Source organism: Pseudomonas sp. HTZ2 (assembly GCF_033173945.1).
Classification (GTDB): domain Bacteria; phylum Pseudomonadota; class Gammaproteobacteria; order Pseudomonadales; family Pseudomonadaceae; genus Aquipseudomonas; species Aquipseudomonas guariconensis.
Genome location: NZ_CP137332.1, coordinates 4584426 through 4607285, shown reverse-complemented (window position 1 = coordinate 4607285; position 22860 = coordinate 4584426). Strand labels below are relative to the sequence as shown.

22 protein-coding genes are annotated in these 22860 nt (G+C 61.8%); 5 read left to right on the top strand and 17 right to left on the bottom strand.

Features of this window, described 5'->3' with window-relative positions:
- Positions 1 to 253: 253 nt before the first annotated feature.
- A complete protein-coding gene (locus R6G97_RS21225) occupies positions 254 to 691 on the bottom strand; it encodes an Lrp/AsnC family transcriptional regulator (protein ID WP_043215643.1) in 438 nt (145 codons plus the stop codon).
- A 133-nt stretch (positions 692 to 824) separates the two neighbouring features.
- Here R6G97_RS21225 and R6G97_RS21220 point away from each other — a divergent pair, with 133 nt between their 5' ends.
- Both R6G97_RS21220 and R6G97_RS21215 read left to right on the top strand, forming a co-directional pair.
- Positions 825 to 1724: a DMT family transporter gene (locus tag R6G97_RS21220; RefSeq protein ID WP_289717075.1), complete on the top strand. Its 900-nt coding sequence runs from the start codon at positions 825 to 827 to the stop codon at positions 1722 to 1724.
- Positions 1725 to 1873: 149 nt separating this feature from the next.
- Positions 1874 to 2800 (top strand): class I SAM-dependent methyltransferase, encoded by a 927-nt coding sequence (locus R6G97_RS21215; protein ID WP_289717076.1) that lies wholly within the window; start codon positions 1874 to 1876, stop codon positions 2798 to 2800.
- A 70-nt stretch (positions 2801 to 2870) separates the two neighbouring features.
- On the opposite strand, the gene R6G97_RS21210 is transcribed toward R6G97_RS21215, so the two are convergent.
- From R6G97_RS21210 to gcl, 8 genes are all read right to left on the bottom strand, one after another.
- Complete coding sequence (locus R6G97_RS21210; RefSeq protein WP_289717077.1) at positions 2871 to 3869, bottom strand: sulfate ABC transporter substrate-binding protein; 999 nt, start codon at positions 3867 to 3869, stop codon at positions 2871 to 2873.
- Positions 3870 to 3962: 93 nt separating this feature from the next.
- A complete protein-coding gene (locus tag R6G97_RS21205) occupies positions 3963 to 4787 on the bottom strand; it encodes an ion transporter (protein ID WP_289717078.1) in 825 nt (274 codons plus the stop codon).
- A 44-nt stretch (positions 4788 to 4831) separates the two neighbouring features.
- Complete coding sequence (locus R6G97_RS21200) at positions 4832 to 5707, bottom strand: urea transporter (RefSeq protein ID WP_043215651.1); 876 nt, start codon at positions 5705 to 5707, stop codon at positions 4832 to 4834.
- Positions 5708 to 5890: 183 nt separating this feature from the next.
- Positions 5891 to 7306 carry a pyruvate kinase gene (gene pyk / locus R6G97_RS21195; protein WP_289717079.1) on the bottom strand — a complete coding sequence of 472 codons (1416 nt, stop codon included), beginning with the start codon at positions 7304 to 7306 and terminating at the stop codon, positions 5891 to 5893.
- Positions 7303 to 8577, bottom strand: coding sequence for a glycerate kinase type-2 family protein (locus R6G97_RS21190; protein ID WP_070576725.1), 1275 nt, complete (start codon positions 8575 to 8577; stop codon positions 7303 to 7305). The genes pyk and R6G97_RS21190 overlap by 4 nt, the downstream gene beginning before the upstream one ends.
- Before the next feature lie 168 nt (positions 8578 to 8745).
- Positions 8746 to 9639, bottom strand: a complete 894-nt coding sequence (locus tag R6G97_RS21185; protein WP_317847460.1) for a 2-hydroxy-3-oxopropionate reductase — start codon at positions 9637 to 9639, stop codon at positions 8746 to 8748.
- Positions 9640 to 9808: 169 nt separating this feature from the next.
- The gene (gene hyi / locus R6G97_RS21180; RefSeq protein ID WP_043214871.1) at positions 9809 to 10591 is read right to left on the bottom strand and encodes a hydroxypyruvate isomerase; all 783 of its coding nucleotides are present in this window, start codon (positions 10589 to 10591) and stop codon (positions 9809 to 9811) included.
- Positions 10592 to 10648: 57 nt separating this feature from the next.
- A complete protein-coding gene (gcl, locus tag R6G97_RS21175; protein ID WP_043214870.1) occupies positions 10649 to 12424 on the bottom strand; it encodes a glyoxylate carboligase in 1776 nt (591 codons plus the stop codon).
- 258 nt (positions 12425 to 12682) lie between these two features.
- Here gcl and R6G97_RS21170 point away from each other — a divergent pair, with 258 nt between their 5' ends.
- The gene (locus R6G97_RS21170; RefSeq protein WP_043214867.1) at positions 12683 to 13123 is read left to right on the top strand and encodes a GlcG/HbpS family heme-binding protein; all 441 of its coding nucleotides are present in this window, start codon (positions 12683 to 12685) and stop codon (positions 13121 to 13123) included.
- Between the two features lie 179 nt (positions 13124 to 13302).
- On the opposite strand, the gene R6G97_RS21165 is transcribed toward R6G97_RS21170, so the two are convergent.
- A complete protein-coding gene (locus R6G97_RS21165; RefSeq protein ID WP_043214865.1) occupies positions 13303 to 13914 on the bottom strand; it encodes a TetR/AcrR family transcriptional regulator in 612 nt (203 codons plus the stop codon).
- Positions 13915 to 14044: 130 nt separating this feature from the next.
- On the opposite strand from R6G97_RS21165, the gene R6G97_RS21160 reads away from it, so the two are divergent.
- Positions 14045 to 14959, top strand: coding sequence for a DUF808 domain-containing protein (locus R6G97_RS21160; protein WP_317847459.1), 915 nt, complete (start codon positions 14045 to 14047; stop codon positions 14957 to 14959).
- Between the two features lie 100 nt (positions 14960 to 15059).
- Here R6G97_RS21160 and R6G97_RS21155 read toward each other — a convergent pair whose 3' ends face one another.
- The 7 genes from R6G97_RS21155 to puuE all read right to left on the bottom strand — a co-directional run bounded on the left by R6G97_RS21155 (position 15060) and on the right by puuE (position 22036).
- Positions 15060 to 15842, bottom strand: a complete 783-nt coding sequence (locus R6G97_RS21155; RefSeq protein WP_043214863.1) for an outer membrane protein OmpK — start codon at positions 15840 to 15842, stop codon at positions 15060 to 15062.
- A gap of 353 nt (positions 15843 to 16195) precedes the next feature.
- Positions 16196 to 16981 carry an outer membrane protein OmpK gene (locus tag R6G97_RS21150; RefSeq protein WP_043214861.1) on the bottom strand — a complete coding sequence of 262 codons (786 nt, stop codon included), beginning with the start codon at positions 16979 to 16981 and terminating at the stop codon, positions 16196 to 16198.
- Positions 16982 to 17115: 134 nt separating this feature from the next.
- Positions 17116 to 18468 (bottom strand): nucleobase:cation symporter-2 family protein, encoded by a 1353-nt coding sequence (locus R6G97_RS21145; RefSeq protein WP_043214859.1) that lies wholly within the window; start codon positions 18466 to 18468, stop codon positions 17116 to 17118.
- Positions 18469 to 18623: 155 nt separating this feature from the next.
- Entirely contained in the window at positions 18624 to 19952 is a 1329-nt protein-coding gene (locus R6G97_RS21140; RefSeq protein ID WP_043214857.1) for a urate hydroxylase PuuD, read from the bottom strand.
- Between the two features lie 45 nt (positions 19953 to 19997).
- On the bottom strand, positions 19998 to 20501 hold the full coding sequence (locus R6G97_RS21135) for an ureidoglycolate lyase (protein WP_043214855.1): 504 nt from the start codon (positions 20499 to 20501) through the stop codon (positions 19998 to 20000).
- 93 nt (positions 20502 to 20594) lie between these two features.
- The gene (gene uraD / locus R6G97_RS21130; protein ID WP_043214853.1) at positions 20595 to 21110 is read right to left on the bottom strand and encodes a 2-oxo-4-hydroxy-4-carboxy-5-ureidoimidazoline decarboxylase; all 516 of its coding nucleotides are present in this window, start codon (positions 21108 to 21110) and stop codon (positions 20595 to 20597) included.
- Positions 21110 to 22036, bottom strand: coding sequence for an allantoinase PuuE (puuE, locus tag R6G97_RS21125; RefSeq protein WP_043214851.1), 927 nt, complete (start codon positions 22034 to 22036; stop codon positions 21110 to 21112). Before puuE ends, uraD begins: the two co-directional genes overlap by 1 nt.
- A gap of 389 nt (positions 22037 to 22425) precedes the next feature.
- Here puuE and uraH point away from each other — a divergent pair, with 389 nt between their 5' ends.
- Positions 22426 to 22779, top strand: coding sequence for a hydroxyisourate hydrolase (gene uraH / locus R6G97_RS21120; protein WP_043214849.1), 354 nt, complete (start codon positions 22426 to 22428; stop codon positions 22777 to 22779).
- Positions 22780 to 22860 lie beyond the last annotated feature (81 nt).

The window sequence follows — 22860 nt, the reverse complement described above, 5'->3', positions numbered from 1 at the left end:
ATGGCCTTTTGCAACTTAACCCGCTGAAAGTTAAGTCGATGAATTAAGCGCAATATATGTTGACCAATTGAACAGGTTTTATTTCTCGTCGTCGCTGTTAGTTGATCGATTGGTCAGATTTTTAGGTGGGAAGTGTGTAGGGGAGTGAGTGGATGACGGACAAAAGTGCACACAAAAATGACACTTTAGGTGACATTCTTGTGTACAAATTATCGATCGATAAATGTCAATAACGCTTTTCGTAAATCCCACTTCAAGCCATTGGCGGCAGTCGGCGTTTAACCGGGGTTTTCTTGATGATCGCGGTATTGGTTTCCGCCAGCACATTGATGCGATCGAGCAGCGTGTCGAGTTGCTCCATTGACCTCACGTGCAAGCGTGCGATGAAGCAGTCTTCCCCGGTGACCTTGTCGCACTCGGTGAACTCGGGGATGGCGATGATCTGCCGCTCCACCTCCTGCAACTGACCCGGCAGCGGGCGGATCCGTACGATGGCTTGCAACTGGTAGCCGAAGCTGCGCGGATCCACCTCGACGGTGTAGCCGCGCAGTACACCACGCTCCTCCAGGCGCCGCAGGCGTTCGCTGACACTGGGGGCCGACAGGCCACTGACCTGGGCCAGGGCCTTGAGCGAGCGGCGGGAATCTTCCATCAGCGCATTGATCAGCAGTTGGTCGATGTCATCGGTCATGGGTACCTCGTTAGGCGTTTTTTGTTTTCTGCCTTGATAGTAAAGGCAAGATGACGAAATCGCCTTTTTTATCCGCTGGATGGCACGCTAGGGCACTGGGCATACTGTGGCCATGTTCGACAGGAGGTGTGAGATGGACAATTCGTTGCGCCGCGGCTCGCTGGAAATGGTCGCCGCCATGCTGATTTCCGGGACCATCGGTTGGTTCGTGCTGGTGTCCGGTCAACCGGTGCTGGAAGTGGTGTTCTGGCGCTGCGTGTTCGGCGCCGTCACCCTGTTGCTGATCTGCGCTGCCATGGGCTTTCTCAAACCCGGTGTGTTGACTCGCGCTACCTTCCTGCTGGCGGTGGCCAGTGGCGTGGCTATCGTGGGCAACTGGGTGCTGCTGTTCGCCTCCTACTCCAAGGCTTCGATCGCCATTGGTACGGCGGTCTACAACGTGCAGCCGTTCATGCTGGTCGGGCTGGCAGCGTTGTTCCTGGATGAAAAGATCACCCTACCCAAAATGACCTGGTTGAGCCTGGCCTTCCTCGGCATGCTGGCCATCGTCAGCGCCCATGGCAACGGCCAGGGTGGGGCGGGCGACTATCTGCTGGGCATCGTCCTGGCTTTGGGCGCGGCCTTTCTCTATGCCGTGGCCGCTTTGATCATCAAGCGCCTGAGCGGTACGCCGCCGCACCTGATCGCGCTGATTCAGGTGACCACGGGCATCCTGTTGCTGGCGCCGTGGGCCGGCGGTGAGGGGCTACCCGTTGAGACGTCGGCACTGGCCAGCCTGCTGACGCTGGGAGTCGTGCACACCGGCGTGATGTACGTGTTGCTGTACAGCGCTATCCAGCGCCTGCCTACCGCCCTGACCGGCGCGTTGTCGTTCATCTACCCGATCGCGGCGATCCTGGTCGACTGGGTGGCCTTCGATCATCGTCTGGCGCCGCTGCAGTGGCTGGGTGTGGCGGCGATTTTGCTGGCTGCAGCAGGGATGCAGCAGGGGTGGTGGTTCCGCTCGGGCAGGGTCGCGCTGAAGGGCCAATGATCGAAGGCTCCTGAACCACCGGGGGCGCTTTGCGCCCCCCGCGAAACAAGGCTGCTCCTAGCAACGCCTGCGTTGGGCCGCGTAGCAGCCTCAAAAGCCCAAGCGAGCGCTATTAGGTAGAATGCCTTCTTTTTGCTTGCGACCCGATCATGACCTCGCCGATCCCTACCCTCGAGCAGCACTTGCTCGCCGCCCTCGACTCCGCCCCGCAAGAGACCCGCCGCCTATTCCATGGTCGTGGCCGCTGCTGGCCGGGGCTTGAGCAGATCACGGTCGATTGGTTGGAAGGCGTGCTGCTGGTGGCGTTGTTCCGTGAGCCGCCCGAGGGCCAGCTGGCAGAACTGCAAGCGATGCTGCGCAGCCTCGCCGAGCGCCCGCAATGGACTGGCCAGGCCATCCTCATCCAGCACCGCTACCTGCCCGAGAGCCCTGGCCAATGGCTGCTGGGCGAGCCTTGCCAGCAACGGGTGGTGGTGGAAGACGGGCTCAAATACCTGCTCGACCTAGGGGTGCGCCAGAACAACGGACTGTTCCTGGACATGCGCTATGGCCGTCGCTGGGTGCGCCAGCAGGCCGCGGGCAAGCGAGTGCTCAACCTGTTCGCCTACACCTGTGGGTTCTCGGTGGCGGCGATCGCCGGCGGTGCGCAGCAGGTGGTCAACCTGGACATGGCCAAGGCCGTGTTGTCCCGGGGACGGGAGAACCACCGGCTCAATGATCATGACTCATCCCGCGTCGCGTACCTGGGCCATGAGTTGTTCAAATCCTGGGGCAAGGTGCGCAAGTACGGGCCCTATGACCTGATCATCATCGATCCGCCCACCTTCCAGAAAGGCAGTTTCGTACTGACCCAGGACTACGCCAAGATCCTGCGACGCTTGCCAGAGTTGTTGACGGAAGGGGGAACGGTGCTGGCCTGTGTCAATGATCCAGGCATCGGGCCGGGTTTCTTGATCGAGGGCATGGCCGAGCATGCGCCAGGGCTGGCATTCGTCGAGCGGCTAGACAACCCGCCGGAGTTTCCAGATGCGGATCCGGAAGGTGGGCTGAAGGCGCTGGTGTTCCGTCAGGCCTAAAGCAAGCTGCGCCATCCTTTGTCGCGCAAACCACGCCATGAAAAAGGGGGCTCCAGGCCCCCTTTTTCGCTTAATTGCTGGTGTAGATCTGGTCGAACACGCCGCCGTCGTTGAAGTGGGTCTTCTGCACGGTGCGCCAGTCACCGAAGGTCTTCTCCACCGACAGGAAGTCGACTTTCGGGAAGCGGTCGGTGTATTTGGCCAGGACAGTGGCATCACGCGGACGCAGGTAGTTCTGCGCAGCGATCTCCTGGGCCGCCGGCGACCACAGGAACTTGAGGTACTCCTCGGCTACGGCGCGTGACTTCTTGCGCTCGACGACTTTGTCGACCACGCTCACCGGCGGTTCGGCTTCGGCCGACACGCTCGGGTAGACCACTTCGAACTGGTCGCGGCCGAACTCGCGGGCGATCATCTCGGCTTCGTTCTCGAACGTCACCAGCACATCGCCGATCTGGTTGGTCATGAAGGTGGTGGTAGCGGCGCGGCCACCGGTATCGAGCACCGGAGCCTGCTTGAACAGCTTGCCGACGAAGTCGCGTGCCTTGGCTTCGTCGCCGCCCTGCTTGAGTACATAGCCCCAGGCGGAGAGGTAGGTGTAGCGGCCATTACCCGAGGTCTTGGGATTGGGTACGATCACCTGCACGCCGTCCTTGAGCAGGTCGGGCCAATCCTTCAGGGCCTTCGGGTTGCCTTTGCGCACGATGAACACGGTGGCGGAGGTGAAGGGCGCGCTGTTGTTCGGCAAGCGCGAAACCCAGTTGTCCGGCACCAGCTTGCCGTTGTCGGCCAGGGCGTTGATGTCTGTGGCCATGTTCATGGTGATGACATCGGCCGGCAGACCATCGATCACTGCCCGCGCCTGCTTGCTCGAGCCGCCGAAGGACATCTGTACGTTGACCTTCTCGTTGTGCTCGGCTTCCCAGTGCTTTTGGAACGCTTGGTTGTAGTCCTTGTAGAAGTCACGCATCACGTCATAGGAAACGTTCAGCAGGGTGGGAGCGGCCTGGGCCAGGTTGCCCAAGGCGAGTCCTGCGGCGAGCAGCGAGGCGGTGAAGAGCTTTTTCACGAAGCTATCCTTGTTCTGGTTCAAATGTTTGGCAATTTGCCAGCGACTATAACCTTTGGTTCTTGAGGCCTTAAAGACCAAATGGCTCTTTGCTTATTCGTTTTTCGGGAACAGTGCATTGCCGCAGCGTGAGCAGAATGCAGCGCCGTGCTCGTGGGGGTGCTTGCGGCAGGTGGGGCAGTCGTGTTGCAGCTGTTCGCCGCGCAAGGCGTTGGCCAGCTCGGCGGTGAAAATGCCGGTGGGCACCGCGATGATCGAGTAACCGGTGATCATCACCAGCGACGACAGCACCTGGCCCAGCGGAGTCTTGGGCACGATGTCGCCAAAGCCCACCGTGGTGAGGGTGACGATGGCCCAGTAGATGCCTTTGGGAATGCTGGTGAACCCGTGCTCAGGGCCTTCGACGACATACATCAGTGTGCCGAACACCGTCACCAGGGTGGAGACGCTCACCAGAAAGACGATGATCTTCTGCTTGCTGCCTTGCAGCGCCGCCAGCAGGTAATGAGCCTGCTTGAGGTAGGGACTGAGCTTGAGTACGCGGAAGATCCGCAGCATCCGGATGACCCGCACGATCAGCAGGTATTGGGCGTCGCTGTAGTACAGGGCGATGATCCCCGGCACGATCGCCAGCAGATCGACCAGTCCGTAGAAGCTGAAGGCGTAGCGCAGAGGCTTGGGCGAGCAGTACAGCCGGGCCAGGTACTCCACCAGGAAGATCGCCGTGAAGCCCCATTCGATCATGGCCAGCATGCCGGCATAGCCCTGATGGACCTCGTCGATGCTGTCGAGGATCACCGTCACCAGGCTGGCGAGAATGATCAAGAGCAGGATCTTGTCGAAGCGCCGGCCGGCGACGGTGTCGGTCTGGAAGACGATGACGTAGAGCCGCTCGCGCAGGCTCGCAGGGTTTTCCATGGGCTCGTTCCCTTGTGCGATGGGCAGAGCCTAGGGGGTGCGATTTAGCTGTGCAAGCGATCGACGTTGCGACGTTGGCTCAGTTGCAGCAAATGGCTGCCCACATGCATCAACCAGCAGGCGGTGACGAAGGGCGCGGTCAGGCCGGCGATCGGCATCTGGTTGAACAAAGGTTGCAACAGCAAAGCCAGGGCAATGGCCAGCAAGGTCACCCAGAAGCGCTCGCCCTGACGGCTGAAGGCCAGCGCGGCGAGCGCAGCGTTGAAGCCGTACAGCCCCATCCAGGCCGCCTGGGCTTCGCCTGCCAGCAAAGCGACACCACCGCCGATGGCCGATCCCAGCAAAGCCCAGAGCGCGGCGTAGGGGTTGGCCACGAGCATGCCGATGACGATCAACAGGCCGGCCAACGGATTGTCCAGCAGGAAGATCTGGCCCACGCCACGCAGCAGGGCGTACAGCGGGTTGGCTTCGGTGAACAAGGCGGGCATCGGTTCTGTCATCAGCAAGGTGCCCCAGCCGAGCAGCACGAAGGGTGCGGTATAGGCGACGAGCAGTTTGCCGCCGCGTTTGCGCCATTGGTGTGTGAGGATGCTGGAAAGACCACCGGCGGCGATGATCAGTGGCGGCACGATGGCCGACCAGGGTAGCAGGGCGGCGATCAGGATACCGATCAGCACACCGTTGTAGCTGTAAAGCCCGGCCTGGCGGTCGGCGCGCTCATAACCGCGGCGCTGGGCGGTGAGCAACCCGGCCAGGGCGCCGAGCAGGGCACCGCCGACCAGGTTCGGGGCGGTCAGCAGAAGGGCCAGCAGGCAGCACAGGCCGCAAAAAGGATTGCGCAGCAGCAGAACCTGGCTGAAGCCGTTGAGCAAAGCCGTGGCCCAGTCGGGGCACGGGTTGACGAAATTCTTGGTGTACATGGGGCAGTCAGGAAGGTGGGAAGGGAAGCGGTAGGCCTCTTCTGGGCCTCGGATTTTCCGCCGGTTGTTGTTCATGGGCAGGGCTGGGCCCTCGATCGCAGGCTTCGCCAGCCCCCACGGGAATGCACATCCGCAGGGCGCTGGCGAGGACCGCGATCAGGGGCGCAGGCGCCCCAGGGTGAATCAGGCCAAGGTCTCGATCCGCAGGGTATTAGTCGTCCCTGGCTTGCCGAAAGGCACACCGGCGGTGATCAGCAGCGTGTCGCCACGGCTGGCCATGCCTTGGGCCTGGGCGATCTCCAGGGCCGTGGAGCAGATCTCGTCGACCTGACGCAGTCGGTCATTGACTACCGAATGCACGCCCCAGGTCACGCTCAGGCGACGGGCGGTGGCCAGGTTAGGCGTCAGGTTGAGGATCGGAGCACGTGGACGCTCGCGCGCCGCGCGCAGGGTCGAGGAACCCGACTCGCTGTAATTGACCAGCACGGCCACCGGCAGGATGCCGCTGATGCGACGGATCGCGCAGCTGATGGCATCCGACACCGTGGCTTCGGCCTTGGGCCTGCCGACCTCGAGCTGGGCCTGATAGTCCGGGCCGTTTTCTACCTGGCGGATGATCTTGCTCATCATCTGCACGGCTTCCAGCGGGTACTCACCCGATGCCGTCTCCGCCGACAGCATGACTGCGTCGGTGCCTTCGGCCACGGCATTGGCCACATCGGTGACCTCGGCGCGGGTCGGGGCAGGGGAGAAGCGCATGGACTCGAGCATCTGCGTGGCTACCACCACCGGACGGCCAAGCTGGCGGCAGGTGTTGATGATGCGCTTCTGGATCTGCGGCACGCTCTCGGCGGGTACTTCCACGCCCAAGTCGCCACGGGCGACCATGATCGCGTCGGACAGCTCGGCGATCGCTTGTAACTGGTCCACCGCCGATGGCTTCTCGATCTTGGCCATCAGGTAGGCGCGGTCGCCGATCAACTGGCGGGCCTCGACGATGTCCTCGGGGCGCTGGACGAACGACAGGGCGACCCAGTCGACACCCAGTTCCAGGCCGAAGGCCAGGTCGCGGCGGTCTTTTTCGGTCAACGGGCTGAGGTCGAGCACGGCCTGGGGCACGTTGACGCCCTTGCGGTCGGACAGCTCACCGCCGGCGACCACTTCGGTGTCGATGGCATCGCTGTGCTTGGCGGTCACCCGCAGGCGCAGCTTGCCGTCGTCGAGCAGCAGGTCCATGCCGGGCTCCAGCGCGGCGATGATTTCCGGGTGGGGCAGGTTGACCCGGCGGTTGTCGCCTGGGGTCTTGTCCAGATCCAGGCGCAGGGCCTGGCCGCGTTGCAGCTGGATCTTGCCGTCGGCGAAACGGCCTACGCGCAGTTTCGGCCCCTGCAGGTCCATCAGGATGCCCAGCGGGTAGTTCAGCTGCTGCTCGACTTCGCGGATCCACTGGTAGCGCAGCGCATGGTCGGCGTGCTCGCCGTGGCTGAAATTCAGGCGGAAGATGTTCACCCCGGCCTCGACCAGCTGGCGAATGTCATCGATGCCTTTGATCGCAGGGCCGAGGGTCGCGAGGATTTTGACTTTCTTATCAGGCGTCATGATGGCTGGGTCTCGAGGATCAGGATGGCACGGAAGTCGTTGACGTTGGTGCGGGTCGGCTCGGTGACGATCAGCGCATCCAGTGCGGCGAAGTAGCCATAGCCATTGTTGTTGTCCAGCTCGTCGGACGCCGACAGGCCCAAGGCCTCGGCGTTGGCGTAGCTGTCCGGGGTCATGATGGCGCCGGCATTTTCTTCGGAGCCGTCGATGCCGTCGGTGTCACCGGCCAGGGCGTACACGCCCGCCAGGCCCTTGAGATTCTCGGTGAGGCTCAGCAGGAACTCGGCATTGCGCCCCCCACGGCCGTTGCCGCGTACGGTGACGGTGGTTTCGCCGCCAGAGAGGATGATGCAGGGCGCCTTCAGTGGCTGGCCGTGCAATACGATCTGACGGGCGATGCCGGCATGGACCTTGGCCACTTCGCGCGATTCGCCTTCAAGATCGCCCAGGATCAACGGGCTGAAGCCCGCCTGGCGTGCCTTGACCGCTGCTGCCTCCAGGGACTGCTGAGGCTTGGCGATGAGCTTGAAGTGGCTGCGTGCCAGCGCCGGGTCATCGGCCTTGACGGTTTCCGACGCTGGATTGTTGAGCCAGTCGATGACTGCCTGGGGCGCTTCGATGTTGTAACGCTTGAGGATGGCCAGGGCGTCGGCCGAGGTGCTTGGGTCGGCCACGGTGGGGCCGGAGGCGATGACCGTGGCCAGGTCGCCCGGTACGTCGGAGATCGCGTAGGTGTAGACAGTGGCGGGCCAGCACGCCTTGGCCAGGCGGCCGCCCTTGATCGCCGAGAGGTGCTTGCGCACGCAGTTCATCTCGCCGATGGTGGCGCCGGACTTGAGCAGGGCTTTGTTGATCTGCTGCTTGTCGGCCAAGGTCAGGCCTTCGGCAGGCAGGGCCAGCAGGGCCGAGCCACCGCCGGAGAGCAGGAAGATCACCCGGTCGTCTTCAGTGAGGTTGCTGACCAGTTCGAGCACGCGTTTGGCCACGGCCAGGCCGGCGGCATCGGGAACCGGATGGGCGGCTTCGACCACCTCGATCTTCTGGCAGTTGGCGCCGTGCCCGTAGCGGGTCACGACCAGGCCGGACACCTCGCCCTTCCAGCTCTTCTCGACCACTTCGGCCATGGCCGCGGCCGCCTTGCCGGCACCGATGACGATGACGCGGCCGCTGCGGTCTGCGGGCAGGTGGGGTTCAAGAACCTGGCGGGGGTGAGCGGCGGCGATGGCTGTGTCGAACAGCTCGCGGAGAATTCTTTGTGGATCGACCGACATGGCAGGCTCCCAAAATCTTATTGTTCTGCAGAATCGAAAACGCCCCTGGAACTGCCTCCGTGCAGGCCGAACCAGGGGCGGTCCCCAGAGCTGCAAGCTTCAAGCTACAAGCCGCGAGCGAAATGCAGATCTGCGTTCGCTCGCCGCTTGAGGCTTACAGCTTGAAGCTTATTTCTCGTCGCGGATCGAGAAGTTGGCCATGTGCTCCAGGCCTTTGATCAGCGCCGAGTGGTCCCAGTTGCCGCCGCCTAGGGCGACGCAGGTGCTGAACACTTGCTGGGCGTTGGAGGTGTTGGGCAGGTTGATACCCAGCTCCTTGGCGCCTTGCAGGGCCAGGTTCAGGTCCTTCTGGTGCAGGTTGATGCGGAAGCCTGGATCGAAGGTGCCTTTGATCATGCGCTCGGCGTGCACTTCCAGGATCTTCGAGGACGCGAAGCCGCCCATCAGCGCCTCACGAACCTTGGCCGGGTCTGCGCCGTTCTTGGCGGCGAACAGCAGGGCTTCGCCGACGGCCTGGATGTTCAGGGCGACGATGATCTGGTTGGCGACCTTGGCGGTCTGGCCGTCGCCGTTGCCGCCGACGCGGGTGATGTTCTTGCCCATGGCTTCGAACAGCGGCAGAGCGCGTTCGAAGGCCTTCGGGCAGCCGCCGACCATGATGCTCAGGGTGCCGGCCTTGGCGCCGACTTCACCGCCGGAGACCGGGGCATCCAGGTAGGCAGCGCCGGTGGCCTTGATCTTCTCGGCGAAGACTTTGGTGGCGGTGGGGGAGATCGAGCTCATGTCGATCACGACTTTGTTCGGGCCTGCACCTTCGGCAACGCCGTTCTCACCGAACAGGACGGATTCGACCTGCGGGGTGTCCGGGACCATGACGATGATGAATTCGGCTTCCTGGGCCACTTCCTTCGGGTTGGCCAGGGCGACGGCGCCTGCGGCGACAAGATTGGTAGGGGCGGCGTCGTGGTGGGTGGAGACGAACAGGCTGTGACCTGCCTTCTGCAGGTTCTGGGCCATTGGGTTGCCCATGATGCCGGTGCCGATGAAACCGATTTTAGCCATGAGAATGTGCCTCTTTATATTTGTAGAAATCTCAAGTGAGCCGCGGTCTCTGCGGGAGCGGGTTTACCCGCGAAGCAGACACTTCGGTGGATGGCACCGGCTTGGCCGGTGTACGCGGGTGAACCCGCGTCCACGGTGTCTGCTACCCCACAGGGGCTGTACTCGGCTTTCAGATTGCGTTGTGGGTTTTCAGCCAGCCCAGGCCTGCTTCGGTGGTGGTCAGCGGCTTGTATTCCGCGCCCACCCAGCCCTGGTAACCGATGCGGTCCAGGTGCTCGAACAGGAAGCGATAGTTGATCTCGCCGGTGCCTGGTTCGTTGCGGCCGGGGTTATCGGCCAGCTGGATGTGGTTGATCAGCTTCAGGTTGGCTTCCATGGTGCGAGCCAGGTCACCTTCCATGATCTGCATGTGGTAGATGTCGTACTGCAGGAACAGGTTGTCGCTGCCGACTTCGGCCTGGATCTCCAGGGCCTGCTTGGTGGTGTTCAGGTAGAAGCCCGGAATGTCACGGGTGTTGATCATTTCCATGACCAGGCGGATACCTGCAGCCTTGAGCTTGTCGGCGGCGTACTTGAGGTTGTCGACGAAGGTCTTGCGGACGGTGGCGCAGTCCGGGCCTTGCGGGCGGATACCGGCCAGGCAGTTGACCTGGGTGTTGCCCAGTACCTTGGCGTATTCGATGGCCTTGTCGACACCGGCGCGGAATTCTTCGACACGCTCAGGGTTGCACGCGATGCCGCGCTCGCCTTTGCCCCAGTCGCCGGCCGGCAGGTTGAACAGCACCTGGGTCAGGCCGTGGGCGTCGAGTTGCTGCTTGATCTCGGTGGCGCTGAAATCGTACGGGAAGAGGTATTCGACACCGCTGAAGCCAGCGTCGGCGGCGGCCTTGAAGCGGGCCAGGAAGTCCTGCTCGGTGAACAGCATGGACAGGTTGGCAGCGAAGCGAGGCATGGTTGTCTCCTTGCAGAAGAAGGCCCCCGGCACAGCCGGCGCGGGGGCGTCAGGCGGTCAGTCCAGCAGCGAGATCGCGGTAGGCGCGTCGTTGCCGACCAGGGCGAGGTCTTCGAACTCGTTGACCGCGTTGATTTCGGTACCCATGGAAATGTTGGTCACGCGCTCGAGGATCACCTCGACCACCACCGGCACGCGGAACTCTTCGGCCATCTTCTGCGCCTTGAGCAGGGCAGGGGCGATTTCAGCCGGTTCGAACACGCGCAGTGCCTTGCAGCCCAGGCCTTCGACCACGGCCACGTGATCGACGCCGTAGCTGCCCGCTTCGGTGGCGTTGATGTTCTCGAACGCCAGTTGTACACAGTAATCCATGTCGAAGCCACGCTGCGCCTGGCGGATCAGGCCCAGGTAGGCGTTGTTCACCAGCACGTGGACGTATGGCAGGTTGAACTGGGCGCCTACCGCCAGCTCTTCGATCATGAACTGGAAGTCGTAGTCACCGGACAGCGCGACGACTTTGCGCGAAGGGTCTGCCTTGACCACACCCAGGGCAGCCGGGATGGTCCAGCCCAGCGGGCCGGCCTGGCCGCAGTTGATCCAGTGACGCGGCTTGTACACGTGCAGGAACTGGGCACCGGCGATCTGCGACAGACCGATGGTGCTGACGTAGCAGGTGTCCTTGCCGAAGACCTGGTTCATTTCTTCGTAGACGCGCTGCGGCTTGACCGGCACGTTGTCGAAGTGGGTCTTGCGCTGCAGGCTCGACTTGCGCTGCTGGCAATCTTCCAGCCACTCGCGACGGCACTTGAGCTTGCCGGCGGCTTTCCACTCGCGGGCCACTTCCAGGAAGGCATCCAGTGCGGCGCCAGCGTCAGAAACGATGCCCAGGTCCGGGGTGAAAACGCGACCGATCTGGGTCGGCTCGATGTCCACGTGAACGAACTTGCGGCCTTCGGTGTAGACGTCGACGGAACCGGTGTGACGGTTGGCCCAACGGTTACCGATACCGAACACCAGGTCGGATTTGAGCAGGGTGGCGTTGCCGTAGCGGTGCGAAGTCTGCAGGCCGACCATGCCGACCATCTGCGGGTGATCGTCAGGAATGGTGCCCCAGCCCATCAGGGTCGGGATGACCGGTACGCCGGTCAGTTCGGCGAACTCGACCAATTTCTCGCTGGCATCGGCGTTGATCACGCCACCGCCGGAAACGATCAGCGGACGCTCGGCTTCGTTGAGCATGGCCAGGGCTTTTTCAGCCTGGACGCGGCTGGCGGCTGGCTTGTGGACTGGCAGTGGCTGGTAGGCGTCGATGTCGAATTCGATTTCGGCCATCTGCACGTCGAACGGCAGGTCGATCAGCACAGGGCCTGGACGGCCGGTGCGCATTTCGTAAAAGGCTTTCTGGAAGGCGTAAGGCACCTGGCCTGGCTCCAGAACGGTGGTGGCCCACTTGGTGACTGGCTTGACGATATTGGTGATGTCAACGGCCTGGAAGTCTTCCTTGTGCAGACGAGCACGAGGCGCTTGGCCGGTGATGCAGAGAATTGGGATGGAGTCGGCCGAAGCGCTGTACAGACCGGTCACCATGTCGGTACCGGCAGGGCCGGAGGTGCCGATGCACACACCGATGTTGCCCGGGTTGGCGCGGGTGTAACCCTCGGCCATGTGGGAAGCGCCTTCGACGTGGCGAGCGAGGACGTGATCGATGCCACCGACTTTCTTCAGGGCCGAGTACAGCGGGTTGATAGCAGCCCCCGGGATGCCGAACGCGGTATCTACACCTTCACGGCGCATGACCAGAACGGCTGCATCGATTGCTCTCATTTTGCTCATGGTTTGTGCCTCATCGATTTTGTAATTGTATACAACTTGCTTTGCGACAGAGTGTATTCACGCTCGACGCTTTAGGTCAATCCATTTTCATCAGCGGAAGTGGCTTTCGTCGGGAAGCCTTTGAAAACGGCGTTTCGTCTGATCGTGCACGATCGTCTAAAATTATTGTATACAAAAAATCTCGCCGTTGTGTTCTATTGTCTCTATCCGGTTTTCAACTGCCCTTAGGGCTTCTCACAACAAGAAGAGGACCTTTCCATGAACGCATTGACCCTCAAAGTCGCCGTCAGCCTGGTGAACGCCGCGCTGTCAGCGGGTCGCAAGATCAACGCCGCTCCCTTGACGGTGGCGGTACTGGACGCTGGCGGGCACCTGCTGGCGCTGCAGCGCGAAGATGGCGCCAGCCTGCTGCGTCCGCAGGTGGCCATGGGCAAGGCCTGGGGGGCTGTCGCTCTGGGCAAGGGCTCGCGCCTGCTGGCGCTGGATGCGCAGCAACGCCCGGCATTCTTCGCCGCGCTCAATGGCTTGGGCGAAAGCCCGGTGGTACCGGCGCCTGGTGGTGTGCTGATTCGTGACCAGGCGGGCAAGGTGCTGGGTGCGGTAGGGATCAGCGGGGATACGTCGGATATCGACGAGCAATGCGCGATCAGTGCGATCGAGGAGGCGGGGCTGAAGGCCGATGCTGGCGTAGCTGCATAAGTGTTTAATCCAGGGGCCGCTTCGCGCCCCTGTCGCGAAAAAAGGCCGCTCCCTAGGTTCATCGCTGCCCTCGTAAGGGGGGCTTTGTGCCTGGGGAGCGGCCTTTTGTCGCAGGGGCATGACGCGAGCTGCGTGCGGCTTTTTGTCGCGAAAGGGCTGCATCGCAGCCCGCAATCGGGTCAGGCGGCTTCGGGCTCGCAGCCTTTGAGCACCAGCCGGATGATGGTCTCGGCCGCTGCGTCATAGTCACTGTCGGCCAGCTTGGGCTTGCCGGTGACCACGGAGATCTGCCAGTCGAAATCGGCATAGGTCTGCGTCGCCGCCCAGATGCTGAACATCAGGTGATGCGGGTCGACCGGGGCGATCTGCTTGCGCTCGATCCAGTGCTGGATGCATTCGATGTTATGCCGCGCCTGATCGTTGAGCTGCTGCACCTGGTTGGGCGAGAGGTGCGGGGCACCGTGCATGATCTCGCTGGCGAACACCTTCGAGGCATGGGGTAGGTCGCGAGAGATGCGGATCTTAGAGCGGATGTAGCCGCTGAGCACTTCCTTGGGGTCGCCGTCGGGGTTGAACGGCGTGGAGGCCTGCATGATCGGCGCGATGATGCTTTCAAGGACCTCGCGGTAGAGGTTTTCCTTGGATTTGAAATAGTAATAGACGTTCGGCTTGGGCAGGCCGGCCTTGGCGGCGATGTCGCTGGTCTTGGTGGCGGCGAAGCCCTTGTCGGCGAATTCTTCGCTGGCCGCGCGCAGGATCAGCTCCTTGTTGCGCTCGCGAATGGTGCTCATGTCGGGAATCTTCCTTTGTCTGGCCACCTCTAAGAGAGGGTTCGGCATGGTAGCACCCGCCTTGTCGGGCGCTCAAGGCGGCCTCTTTCGGCTAGAATCGACCCACTCAATCCACGGGATGCAGGCAATCATGGCAGGAAGCAGTCTACTGGTACTGATCGACGATATCGCCACGGTGCTCGACGACGTTTCGGTGATGACCAAGGTCGCGGCGAAGAAGACCGCAGGGGTGCTGGGCGACGACCTGGCGCTCAACGCCCAGCAGGTCACCGGGGTGCGTGCAGATCGCGAGATCCCGGTGGTGTGGGCGGTGGCCAAGGGCTCGCTGGTGAATAAAGCGATCCTGGTGCCGGCGGCGTTGCTGATCAGTGCGTTCATCCCTTGGGCGGTGACACCCTTGCTGATGCTCGGTGGCGCCTACCTGTGTTTCGAGGGCTTCGAGAAGCTGGCGCACAAGTTTCTGCACAGCAAGGACGAAGACCAGGCGCAGCACAACGCGCGCAACGAGGCCATGGCCGATCCGAACATCGACCTGGTGGCCTATGAGAAAGACAAGATCAAGGGTGCAGTGCGCACCGACTTCATCCTCTCGGCGGAAATCATCGCCATCACCCTGGGCATCGTCGCCGATTCGCCGCTGACGCAGCAGATCGTCGTGCTCTCGGGCATCGCCGTGGTGATGACCATCGGCGTTTACGGCTTGGTGGGCGGCATCGTCAAGCTCGACGACCTGGGCTTGTGGATGACGACCAAGACGTCCAGCCTGGCCCGCGCCGTGGGCAATGGCATCCTGCGGGCTGCGCCGTACATGATGAAAAGCCTCTCGGTGATCGGCACCGCGGCGATGTTCCTGGTCGGTGGGGGCATCCTGGTGCATGGCATCGAGCCGCTGCATCACGCCATCGAGGCATTCAGCGAAGGGCGGGGCGGGTCGCTGACCGGCGGCTTGCTCAATGGCGTGGCCGGTGTGGTGGCTGGCGGTGTGGTGCTGGCGCTGGTGGGCGTGCTGGGCAAGGTTTGGCGGGCGCTGCGGCCCGCTCGCTAGCGAGGGCCGCAGCCCAGTTCGTGACGGCACAAGGCCGTTCCCACGCCTGTGAGGAACGGCCTTGTTGCGACTGGGCCGCGCAGCAGCCCCTCCACTCAGATCAGAAGTGATACTTGAGCAGGAAGCTCATGGTGTTCTGATCGGTGGTGAAGCCATCGCTGTCTTTGATGCCGTACTTGTTCTTCCAGTAGTCGTACTCGATACCTACGTACAACTGCTTCTCACCCACCTTCAGCGCCTTGCCCAGGTCGTACTTGACCTGCGGATTGAAGTGCAGGTTCGCGTGGTAGTCGCCACGGCGGTTCTCGTCGTTGTCCACGACCCAGTCCATGAAGCCGTCGATGAGGATGTCCGACGAACCTACGGGAATGGTGTAGGACCAGACCGGGGTGATCTGCCAGACGTTGTCACCCGGACGGCTGCCGTCGGTAGTGCGCTGGTAGAAGTTCAGCTGGAAGTAGTCAAAGCCTGGGATGGCCAGGTCGAAGCCGGGACCGATCAGGTAGGACTCGGTGTCGCCCTCGCCGAACTCATAGGTCATGGCCAGCAGCACGTCCTTGATCGGGCCGAACTCGAGCTTCTGGTCGAAGATCTTGCCGAACGACAGACGCGGGCTGATCTCGCCGTAGTAGGTGTTGGGGCCGTTGTTCGCGTCTTTCTTGCCTTGGTAGAAGATCTTGTCGACGAAGATGAAGTTATCGCCGTACTTCCACCCGTCGGCATGTTCGAAGGTGACGGTCTGTTGGGTTTCAGGGTTCACCTTGAAGTTCTTGCCCCACAGGTAGGTGAGGCTGTTGTTCTGCCATTGCAGCAGATCGCCGGCGAAGCTGGCACCGGAAGCCAGCAGGCCGCCGGCAAGAATCAGGCTGTTGATGGTACGCATTGCGCAGGTCGCTCCCTTGAGTGGATCTGTTGTCAGCGCTCTTGAGGCGCATTTTTTGTCTTTTGAGTCAGTTTTTTTCGATTGGCCACAGCTAATGGGCAAGAGCTGCGCCAACATTTCCGGTTGGTCACAACCATCCTGCTCGACTACGTTCTGAACGGATGAAATGGGTGTTTCAGGCTGGCAACACGTTGGCCAACCGCCCTAATTCATTGACTGAGCGGTCAGTAAACGCGGGCAGGATCCTTCCTGCCCTGATCGAGGGGGCGCGCAGATTACCCACTTGCGCGCCCGGTCTCAAGTACTCCGTCCGGGAGTAACTATGGCATAAAACCTGAACTACGAGTCAACTTTTAAAAGTGCACTTTCACCAGGGCACTGGTGACGCTCTGATTGCTGTCGATGTTGCCACTGTTGTCGATGCCGTACTTGTCTTTCCAGTAGCTGTATTCGATACCCACATACAGCTGCTTGGCGCCCCAGTTGAGCGCCTTGCCCAGGTCGTATTTGACCTGTGGGTTGAACTGCAAGTTAGCGTGGTAGGTACCACGACGGGTCTCGTCGTTGTCCACCACCCAGTCGATGTAGCCATCGATGAGGATGTCGGACTTGCCCACGGGGATGGTGTAGGACCAGTTAGGCGTGATCTGCCAGACGTTATCACCCGGGCGGCTGCCTTCGGTATTACGTACATAGAAGTTCAGGTTGAAGTAGTTGAAGCCCGGCACGTTCAGGGCAAAGCCAGGACCGATCAGATAGGCTTCGTTGTCACCTTCACCGCGCTCGTAGGTCATGGCGATCAGCACGTCCTTGACCGGGCCGAACGAGAGGTTGCGGTCGAAGATCCGGCCCAGCGACAGGCGAGGGCTGAATTCGCCATAGTAGGTGGTAGGGCCTTTGCTGGCATCGGCCTGGCCGTTGTAGAAGGTCTTGTCGATGAACAGGAAGGTGTCGCCGTACTTCCACCGGTTGGCGTGTTCGAACGTCACCGTCTGCTGAATGCCTGGGTTGACCTTGAAGTCCTTGCCGTACAGGTAGGTCAGGCTTTCGCCGTGCCACTCCAACAAGTCGCCCGCGACAGCGGGGAGGGTGGCCAGCAGGCTGCTGCCCAGCAACAGGGACGAAGTGATGCGTTTCATGTTGAGATTCCCGGTTCTTGTTCTTGTTTGTGGTTTGTGACGCGCAAGCGCGCCCCCTGCGACCCACGTGCGTGGGTCACCGGTGTTGCGGTTACTGCATGAAAGAGCAGGGCGGCAGGATTGCCGCCCTTGGCTCAATGCTGGTGGGCTGCGTTATGCACGGCGCGCTCGGCGCCACCCAGTATGTTGAACAGCAGGTTCAGCACCAAGGCGCTGACCGTTGCCATGGCGATACCACTGTGGGTGATGGGTTCCATCCAGTGCGGCATCTGCGCGAAGAACTCCGGACGGACCACAGGGATCAGGCCAAAGCCCACGCTGACTGCGACCAGCAGCTGGTTGCGGCGGTCGGAGATGTCCGCTTCCTGAAGGATTTTGATCCCTGTGGCCGTGACCATGCCGAACATGGCGATGGACGCGCCACCCAGTACAGCGGGCGGGATCGAGGCGATCAGGAAGGCCGCCTTCGGCAGCAGGCTGAGCAGGATGAGCAGGGCGCCGGCGACGATGGTGACGTAGCGGCAGCGTACCCCGGTCATCTGCACCAGACCGATGTTCTGGGCGAAGGAGGAGTGGGTGAAGGTGTTGAAGAAACCTGCAACGAACGATGCACCGGCGTCGCACATCAGGCCACGACGCAGCATGCCAGGGGTGACTTCACGGTCGGTGACCTTGCCCAGTGCAAGGAACATGCCGGTGGACTCGACGAAGATGATCACCACCACCAGGCACATGGACAGGATCGGAGCCAGGCTGAAGGTCGGCATGCCGAAGTGCAGTGGGGTCACCACTTGCAGCCATGGTGCCTCGGACAGACCGGAAAGGTCCACCATGCCGATCGAACCGGCCAGGACGTAGCCCAGGCCCATGCCGACCAGCACCGAGACGTTGACCCAGAACCCCCGCATGAAGCGGTTGATCAGCAGGATCACAGCCAGCACCAGGCCTGCGACCAGCAGGTAGATCGGCGAGCCGAAGGTATCGGCTTCATGACCGCCACCGGCCCAGTTGACCGCAACCGGGAACAGCGAGAGGCCGATCGAGGTGATGACGGTACCGGTGACCAGCGGCGGGAAGAACCGCACGACCTTGGACATGAACGGGGCGATCAGCATGCCGAAGAACCCGGCGGCGATGGTCGCGCCGAAGATCCCCTGCAGGCCTACGCCGGGCATGCCGGCCATGGCGACCATGCTGCCGACGGCAGCGAAGCTGGCACCCATCATCACCGGCATGCGAATGCCGACGGGACCGATACCGAACGATTGGACCATGGTGGCAACGCCAGCGACCAGCAGGTCGGCGTTGATCAGGAAAGCGACTTCTTCACGAGACAGTCCGGCGGCCTGGCCGATGATCAAAGGCACGGCAATCGCACCTCCGTACATCAGCAGTACATGTTGCAGACCCACCAGGATCAGTTGGAACAGGGGCAGAGGCTGTCGTGGGGGCGCAACGGGGATGTACGCCTTGCGGGACTCGGACATGCAGCACCTCGAGTTTTGTTTTTATTCTCGGATCCAAGCCGCGAGCTTCAAGCGGCAAGCTTTAAAAAGCTTGGGGTTCCCGCTTGAGGCTCAGGGCTCGATGCTTGCTTGTTACCTACTACTTACAGCTTGAGGTTTGAAGCTTGCAGCTTCGATCAGTTGACCGGAGCGCCTTTGGCGATCCAGGCACCGACCATGTTGCGTTCTTCCTGGGTCATCTGGGTGATGTTGCCCAGCGGCATGATCTGGCTGGCGACAGCCTGCGCCTGAATGCGCGCGGCCTGAGCCTGGATCTGCTGCGGAGTGTCGAACATCACGCCGGCGGGCGCAGCGCTGAACAGCGGGCTGGTCGGCTTGGCCGAGTGGCACACGGTGCAGCGTTCCTGGATGACCGTGTGGATCTTCTCGAACCCACCCGGGGCGGCCTGGGCGGTTGCCTGGGCAGGAGCTTCGGCCGGGGCGGCAGGTGCCTGGGCAGCCTTGGCGGCGTCTTCGGCACGTTGCTCGGCAGCGGTCTTGCCACCGATGGCAGTCGCTGGCAGCGGTTGGTACTCGACCTTCGCCGCGGCTTGCTCAGGTGCGGTCGGCATCGGCTTCGGACCTGTCACGTAGGCCAGGCAGATCATCGCCAGGGCGCCGACAGGCAGGGTCCAGGCGTATTTGTTGCTTTCGTGACGGGTGTTGAAGTAGTGACGGATCAGTACCGCAGCCACAGCGATCCCGGCCAGGATCAGCCAGTTGTACTGGCTGCCATAGGTGCTCGGGAAGTGGTTGCTGATCATGATGAACAGCACCGGCAAGGTGAAGTAGTTGTTGTGGCGCGAACGCAGCAGACCCTTGGCCGGCAGGACCGGATCAGGGGTTTCGTTCTTCTCGATGGCGGCCACCAGCTGGCGCTGGGCCGGCATGATGATGCGGAACACGTTGCCGACCATGATGGTGCCGATGATCGCGCCGGTGTGCAGGTACGCACCACGACCGCTGAACACCAGGCTGAAGCCGAAGCAGGCCGCGATGATCAGCACGAACAGGACGGCGCCGAGCAGGGCAGGGCGTTTGCCCAGGGGCGAATCGCACAGGAAGTCGTAGATGAACCAGGAGGCGACCAGCGAGCCGATACCGATGGCCACGCCTTCGGCACCGCTCAGGGTGCTGCCCGGTGCCAGCAGGTAGAGGCTCGGGTTCCAGTAGAACACCACGCAGAGCAGGGCGATACCGGACATCCAGGTGAAATAGGCTTCCCATTTGAACCAGTGCAGGTTCTCCGGCATCTTCGGCGGTGCGAGCTTGTACTTCTCAAGGTGGTAGATACCACCGCCGTGGATGGCCCAGAGGTCACCCGACAGACCTTCGCGCGGATTGCTCCGGTTCAGGTTGTTTTCCAGCCAGACGAAGTAGAACGATGCACCGATCCAGGCGATACCGGTGATCATGTGAACCCAGCGAATGCTCAGGTTCAGCCATTCGTGAAGGTGTGCTTCCACAGTATGTACCTCTTGCCGATCACCGAGACGATGACCGACCTTTTCTTATTGGTGGGGATTGAGGATCAGCATCTGATCCTCGGTGAAGTAATGCTCGTCGCAGTTGTTGCCGGAACCACTGCGATCAACCACCAGGAAATCATCCCGCTTTTCGATCGTCAGCACCGGGTGGTGCCAGACGCCGCGATGGTAATTAACGCCCTGCCTGCCATTACTGCGGAAGGCACGGACCAAGCCTGATACAGGTGCATCGCCAACTGGCGCGACCACGATCAGAAAGGGGTTGCCGAGCAGCGGGATGAAAGCCTGGCTGCCCAGCGGATGGCGTTCCAGCATGCGTACGGTCAGTGGCATCTCCAGGGCATCGGCGCGGAAGATGCTGATGATCGCTTTGTCCTCGGGCTCGGCGGTTTCGACCGTGGCGAGCTTGTGGAAGCGCATGGTCGAACCGTTGTTGATCATGAAGTGGTCGCTGCCGTCGGTTTCGATCACGTCACCGAAAGGGGCGAAGGCTTCTTTGGTCAGGGGCTCGATCACTAAAGTGCGCATGCGGTTATCTCTTTGTTCTGTGTTCTGTTTAGGGTGTGGGCCGAGCCCCGGGGCGAGTGTGTCGCGCGCTCGGGGCGGCCATCGCACCATCTTTTAAAGTTGCAGCAGGCGGAACAGGGCGATCAGGTTGATCTGCGCCAGGGCTTCCTTGAATTCGGCATCGGCGTCGTTGTGGATGCGCTTTTCGAAAGCGGCCAGGATCTGGTGCCGGTTGCTGCCTTTGACCGCCATGATGAACGGGAACTTGAACTTGGCCTTGTAGGCGTCGTTGAGTTCGGTGAAACGGGCGAACTCTTCGGCGGTGCACTGGTGGATCCCGGCGCCGGCCTGTTCATTGGTGCTGGATTCGGTCAGCTCGCCCTGGATGGCGGCCTTGCCGGCCAAGTCCGGGTGAGCGTTGATCAGCGCCAGTTGATCCTCATGGTTGGCGCTGAGCAGGATGTCGCTCATGCGCTGGTGCAGCGCCTCGATCTCGTCCAGTTCGCCCAGCTGACCCAGGTCGTAGGCTTTTTCTGCAACCCACGGCGAGTGCTCATAGATGTCGGCGAAGGCCTTGACGAAGGCGTCGCGGTCCAGGGTCGATGGCTTGAGGGTCTTGAAAGCGGTCATCAGGCGTTCTCGTTCTTGTACGGGTGGGTGGCGTGCCAGTGGCGGGCGATGTCCACGCGGCGGGCGAACCAGACCTGGTCATGGCTCTTGGCGTATTCGACGAAGCGCTTGAGCGCAGCCAGGCGAGCCGGGCGGCCGACCAGGCGGCAGTGCAGGCCGATCGAAAGCATCTTCGGCGCCTCGGCGCCTTCTGCGTAGAGCACGTCGAAGGCGTCCTTGAGGTACTGGAAGAACTGTTCGCCGCAGTTGAAGCCCTGGACCTGGGTGAAGCGCATGTCATTGGTGTCCAGGGTGTAGGGGATCACCAGGTGCGGCTTGCCGGTCGGGTTGTTCGGCTCCCAGTAGGGCAGGTCATCGTCGTAGGTGTCGCTGTCATAGAGGAAGCCACCTTCCTCCATCACCAGGCGGCGGGTGTTCGGGCCGGTGCGGCCGGTGTACCAGCCCAGCGGACGCTCACCGGTCAGTTCGGTGAGGATGCGGATGGCCTCGAGCATGTGCTCGCGCTCTTGCTGCTCATCCATGTACTGGTAGTCGATCCAGCGGTAGCCGTGGCTGCAGATCTCATGGCCGGCTTCGACCATGGCGCGGATCACATCGGGGTGGCGTTGGGCAGCCATGGCCACAGCGAAGATGGTCAGCGGAACGCCGGTTTCCTTGAACAGCTTGAGCAGGCGCCAGACGCCGGCGCGGCTGCCGTATTCGTAGAGCGACTCCATGCTCATGTTGCGCACGCCTTGCAGAGGCTGAGCGGCAACCATCTCGGACAGGAAGGCTTCGGATTCCTTGTCACCGTGCAGGACGTTGCGTTCGCCACCTTCTTCATAGTTGAGCACGAAGGACAGAGCGATGCGTGCGTTCCCCGGCCAGTGCGGGTGAGGTGGGTTGTTGCCGTAACCGATCAGGTCGCGAGGGTAGTCAGCGCTCACTGCAGTCTTCCTTCTTGTACGTTAGTGCGGGTGGTGGGCGGACCGCGTCGGGATGTCGCACCACCGGATGAGGGTGATTGTATACAAGTTCTGAAATCATTTGTAAGCCTGTTTTTCCGCATTTCTTCCCTTTTGTCGGCTGGGAATGGGTTGCAAGAAACCTGCCTGAACGGTCAGATAACGACATTGAGGTCGGCATGGGGCCTGTCTTTGCGGTGAATGCCGTATTTATCGAGAGGGCGGGAGGGGTGTGCAAGAGGGGTTCAAAAAATTGTGTACAATTTATCGAGAAAGTGTCTTAATGGCGCCATTCCCGCACACCGCAGGCCCTTGGCGCGGTGATTGCCGTGTATTTTTTGCCCACGCATACGACAAGAGGCGACAAGCAAATGGGACGTTTGACCACACACGTACTGGATGCCGCTCACGGCTGCCCGGGCAGCTCGATCAAGGTTGAGCTGTACCGTGTCGAAGGCCAGCAACTGGAGCTGGTGAACACTGCCCTGACCAACAGCGATGGCCGCGTCGACGCGCCGCTGCTGCAGGGTGAAGACTACCGCACGGGTGTCTACCAGCTGCAATTCAGCGCCGGTGACTACTACCGCGCCCGTGGCGTGAAATTGCCGGAGACCGCATTCCTGGATGTGGTCGTCCTGCGCTTCGGTATCGATGAGAAGCAAGAGCACTACCACGTGCCGCTGCTGATCTCGCCGTACAGTTACTCGACCTATCGTGGAAGCTAGTTGGTCGCTAGAAGAATCTTCGTAGGTCCTTATGCCCGCTCTCACACTGGCGGGCTTTTTTTTGCCTGCTGTTTGGCAACT

Bases quoted from the DNA above. Each gene is read 5' to 3' on its own strand.
- R6G97_RS21150 (WP_043214861.1), bottom strand. From the start codon at position 16,981: ATGAAACGCATCACTTCGTCCCTGTTGCTGGGCAGCAGCCTGCTGGCC.
- R6G97_RS21215 (WP_289717076.1), top strand. From the start codon at position 1,874: ATGACCTCGCCGATCCCTACCCTCGAGCAGCACTTGCTCGCCGCCCTC.
- hyi (WP_043214871.1), bottom strand. From the start codon at position 10,591: ATGCCTCGCTTCGCTGCCAACCTGTCCATGCTGTTCACCGAGCAGGAC.
- R6G97_RS21160 (WP_317847459.1), top strand. From the start codon at position 14,045: ATGGCAGGAAGCAGTCTACTGGTACTGATCGACGATATCGCCACGGTG.
- pyk (WP_289717079.1), bottom strand. From the start codon at position 7,306: ATGACGCCTGATAAGAAAGTCAAAATCCTCGCGACCCTCGGCCCTGCG.
- uraD (WP_043214853.1), bottom strand. From the start codon at position 21,110: ATGACCGCTTTCAAGACCCTCAAGCCATCGACCCTGGACCGCGACGCC.
- R6G97_RS21220 (WP_289717075.1), top strand. From the start codon at position 825: ATGGACAATTCGTTGCGCCGCGGCTCGCTGGAAATGGTCGCCGCCATG.
- R6G97_RS21145 (WP_043214859.1), bottom strand. From the start codon at position 18,468: ATGTCCGAGTCCCGCAAGGCGTACATCCCCGTTGCGCCCCCACGACAG.
- R6G97_RS21135 (WP_043214855.1), bottom strand. From the start codon at position 20,501: ATGCGCACTTTAGTGATCGAGCCCCTGACCAAAGAAGCCTTCGCCCCT.
- R6G97_RS21225 (WP_043215643.1), bottom strand. From the start codon at position 691: ATGACCGATGACATCGACCAACTGCTGATCAATGCGCTGATGGAAGAT.
- R6G97_RS21170 (WP_043214867.1), top strand. From the start codon at position 12,683: ATGAACGCATTGACCCTCAAAGTCGCCGTCAGCCTGGTGAACGCCGCG.
- uraH (WP_043214849.1), top strand. From the start codon at position 22,426: ATGGGACGTTTGACCACACACGTACTGGATGCCGCTCACGGCTGCCCG.
- R6G97_RS21155 (WP_043214863.1), bottom strand. From the start codon at position 15,842: ATGCGTACCATCAACAGCCTGATTCTTGCCGGCGGCCTGCTGGCTTCC.
- R6G97_RS21190 (WP_070576725.1), bottom strand. From the start codon at position 8,577: ATGTCGGTCGATCCACAAAGAATTCTCCGCGAGCTGTTCGACACAGCC.
- R6G97_RS21185 (WP_317847460.1), bottom strand. From the start codon at position 9,639: ATGGCTAAAATCGGTTTCATCGGCACCGGCATCATGGGCAACCCAATG.
- R6G97_RS21205 (WP_289717078.1), bottom strand. From the start codon at position 4,787: ATGGAAAACCCTGCGAGCCTGCGCGAGCGGCTCTACGTCATCGTCTTC.
- R6G97_RS21200 (WP_043215651.1), bottom strand. From the start codon at position 5,707: ATGTACACCAAGAATTTCGTCAACCCGTGCCCCGACTGGGCCACGGCT.
- gcl (WP_043214870.1), bottom strand. From the start codon at position 12,424: ATGAGCAAAATGAGAGCAATCGATGCAGCCGTTCTGGTCATGCGCCGT.
- R6G97_RS21165 (WP_043214865.1), bottom strand. From the start codon at position 13,914: ATGAGCACCATTCGCGAGCGCAACAAGGAGCTGATCCTGCGCGCGGCC.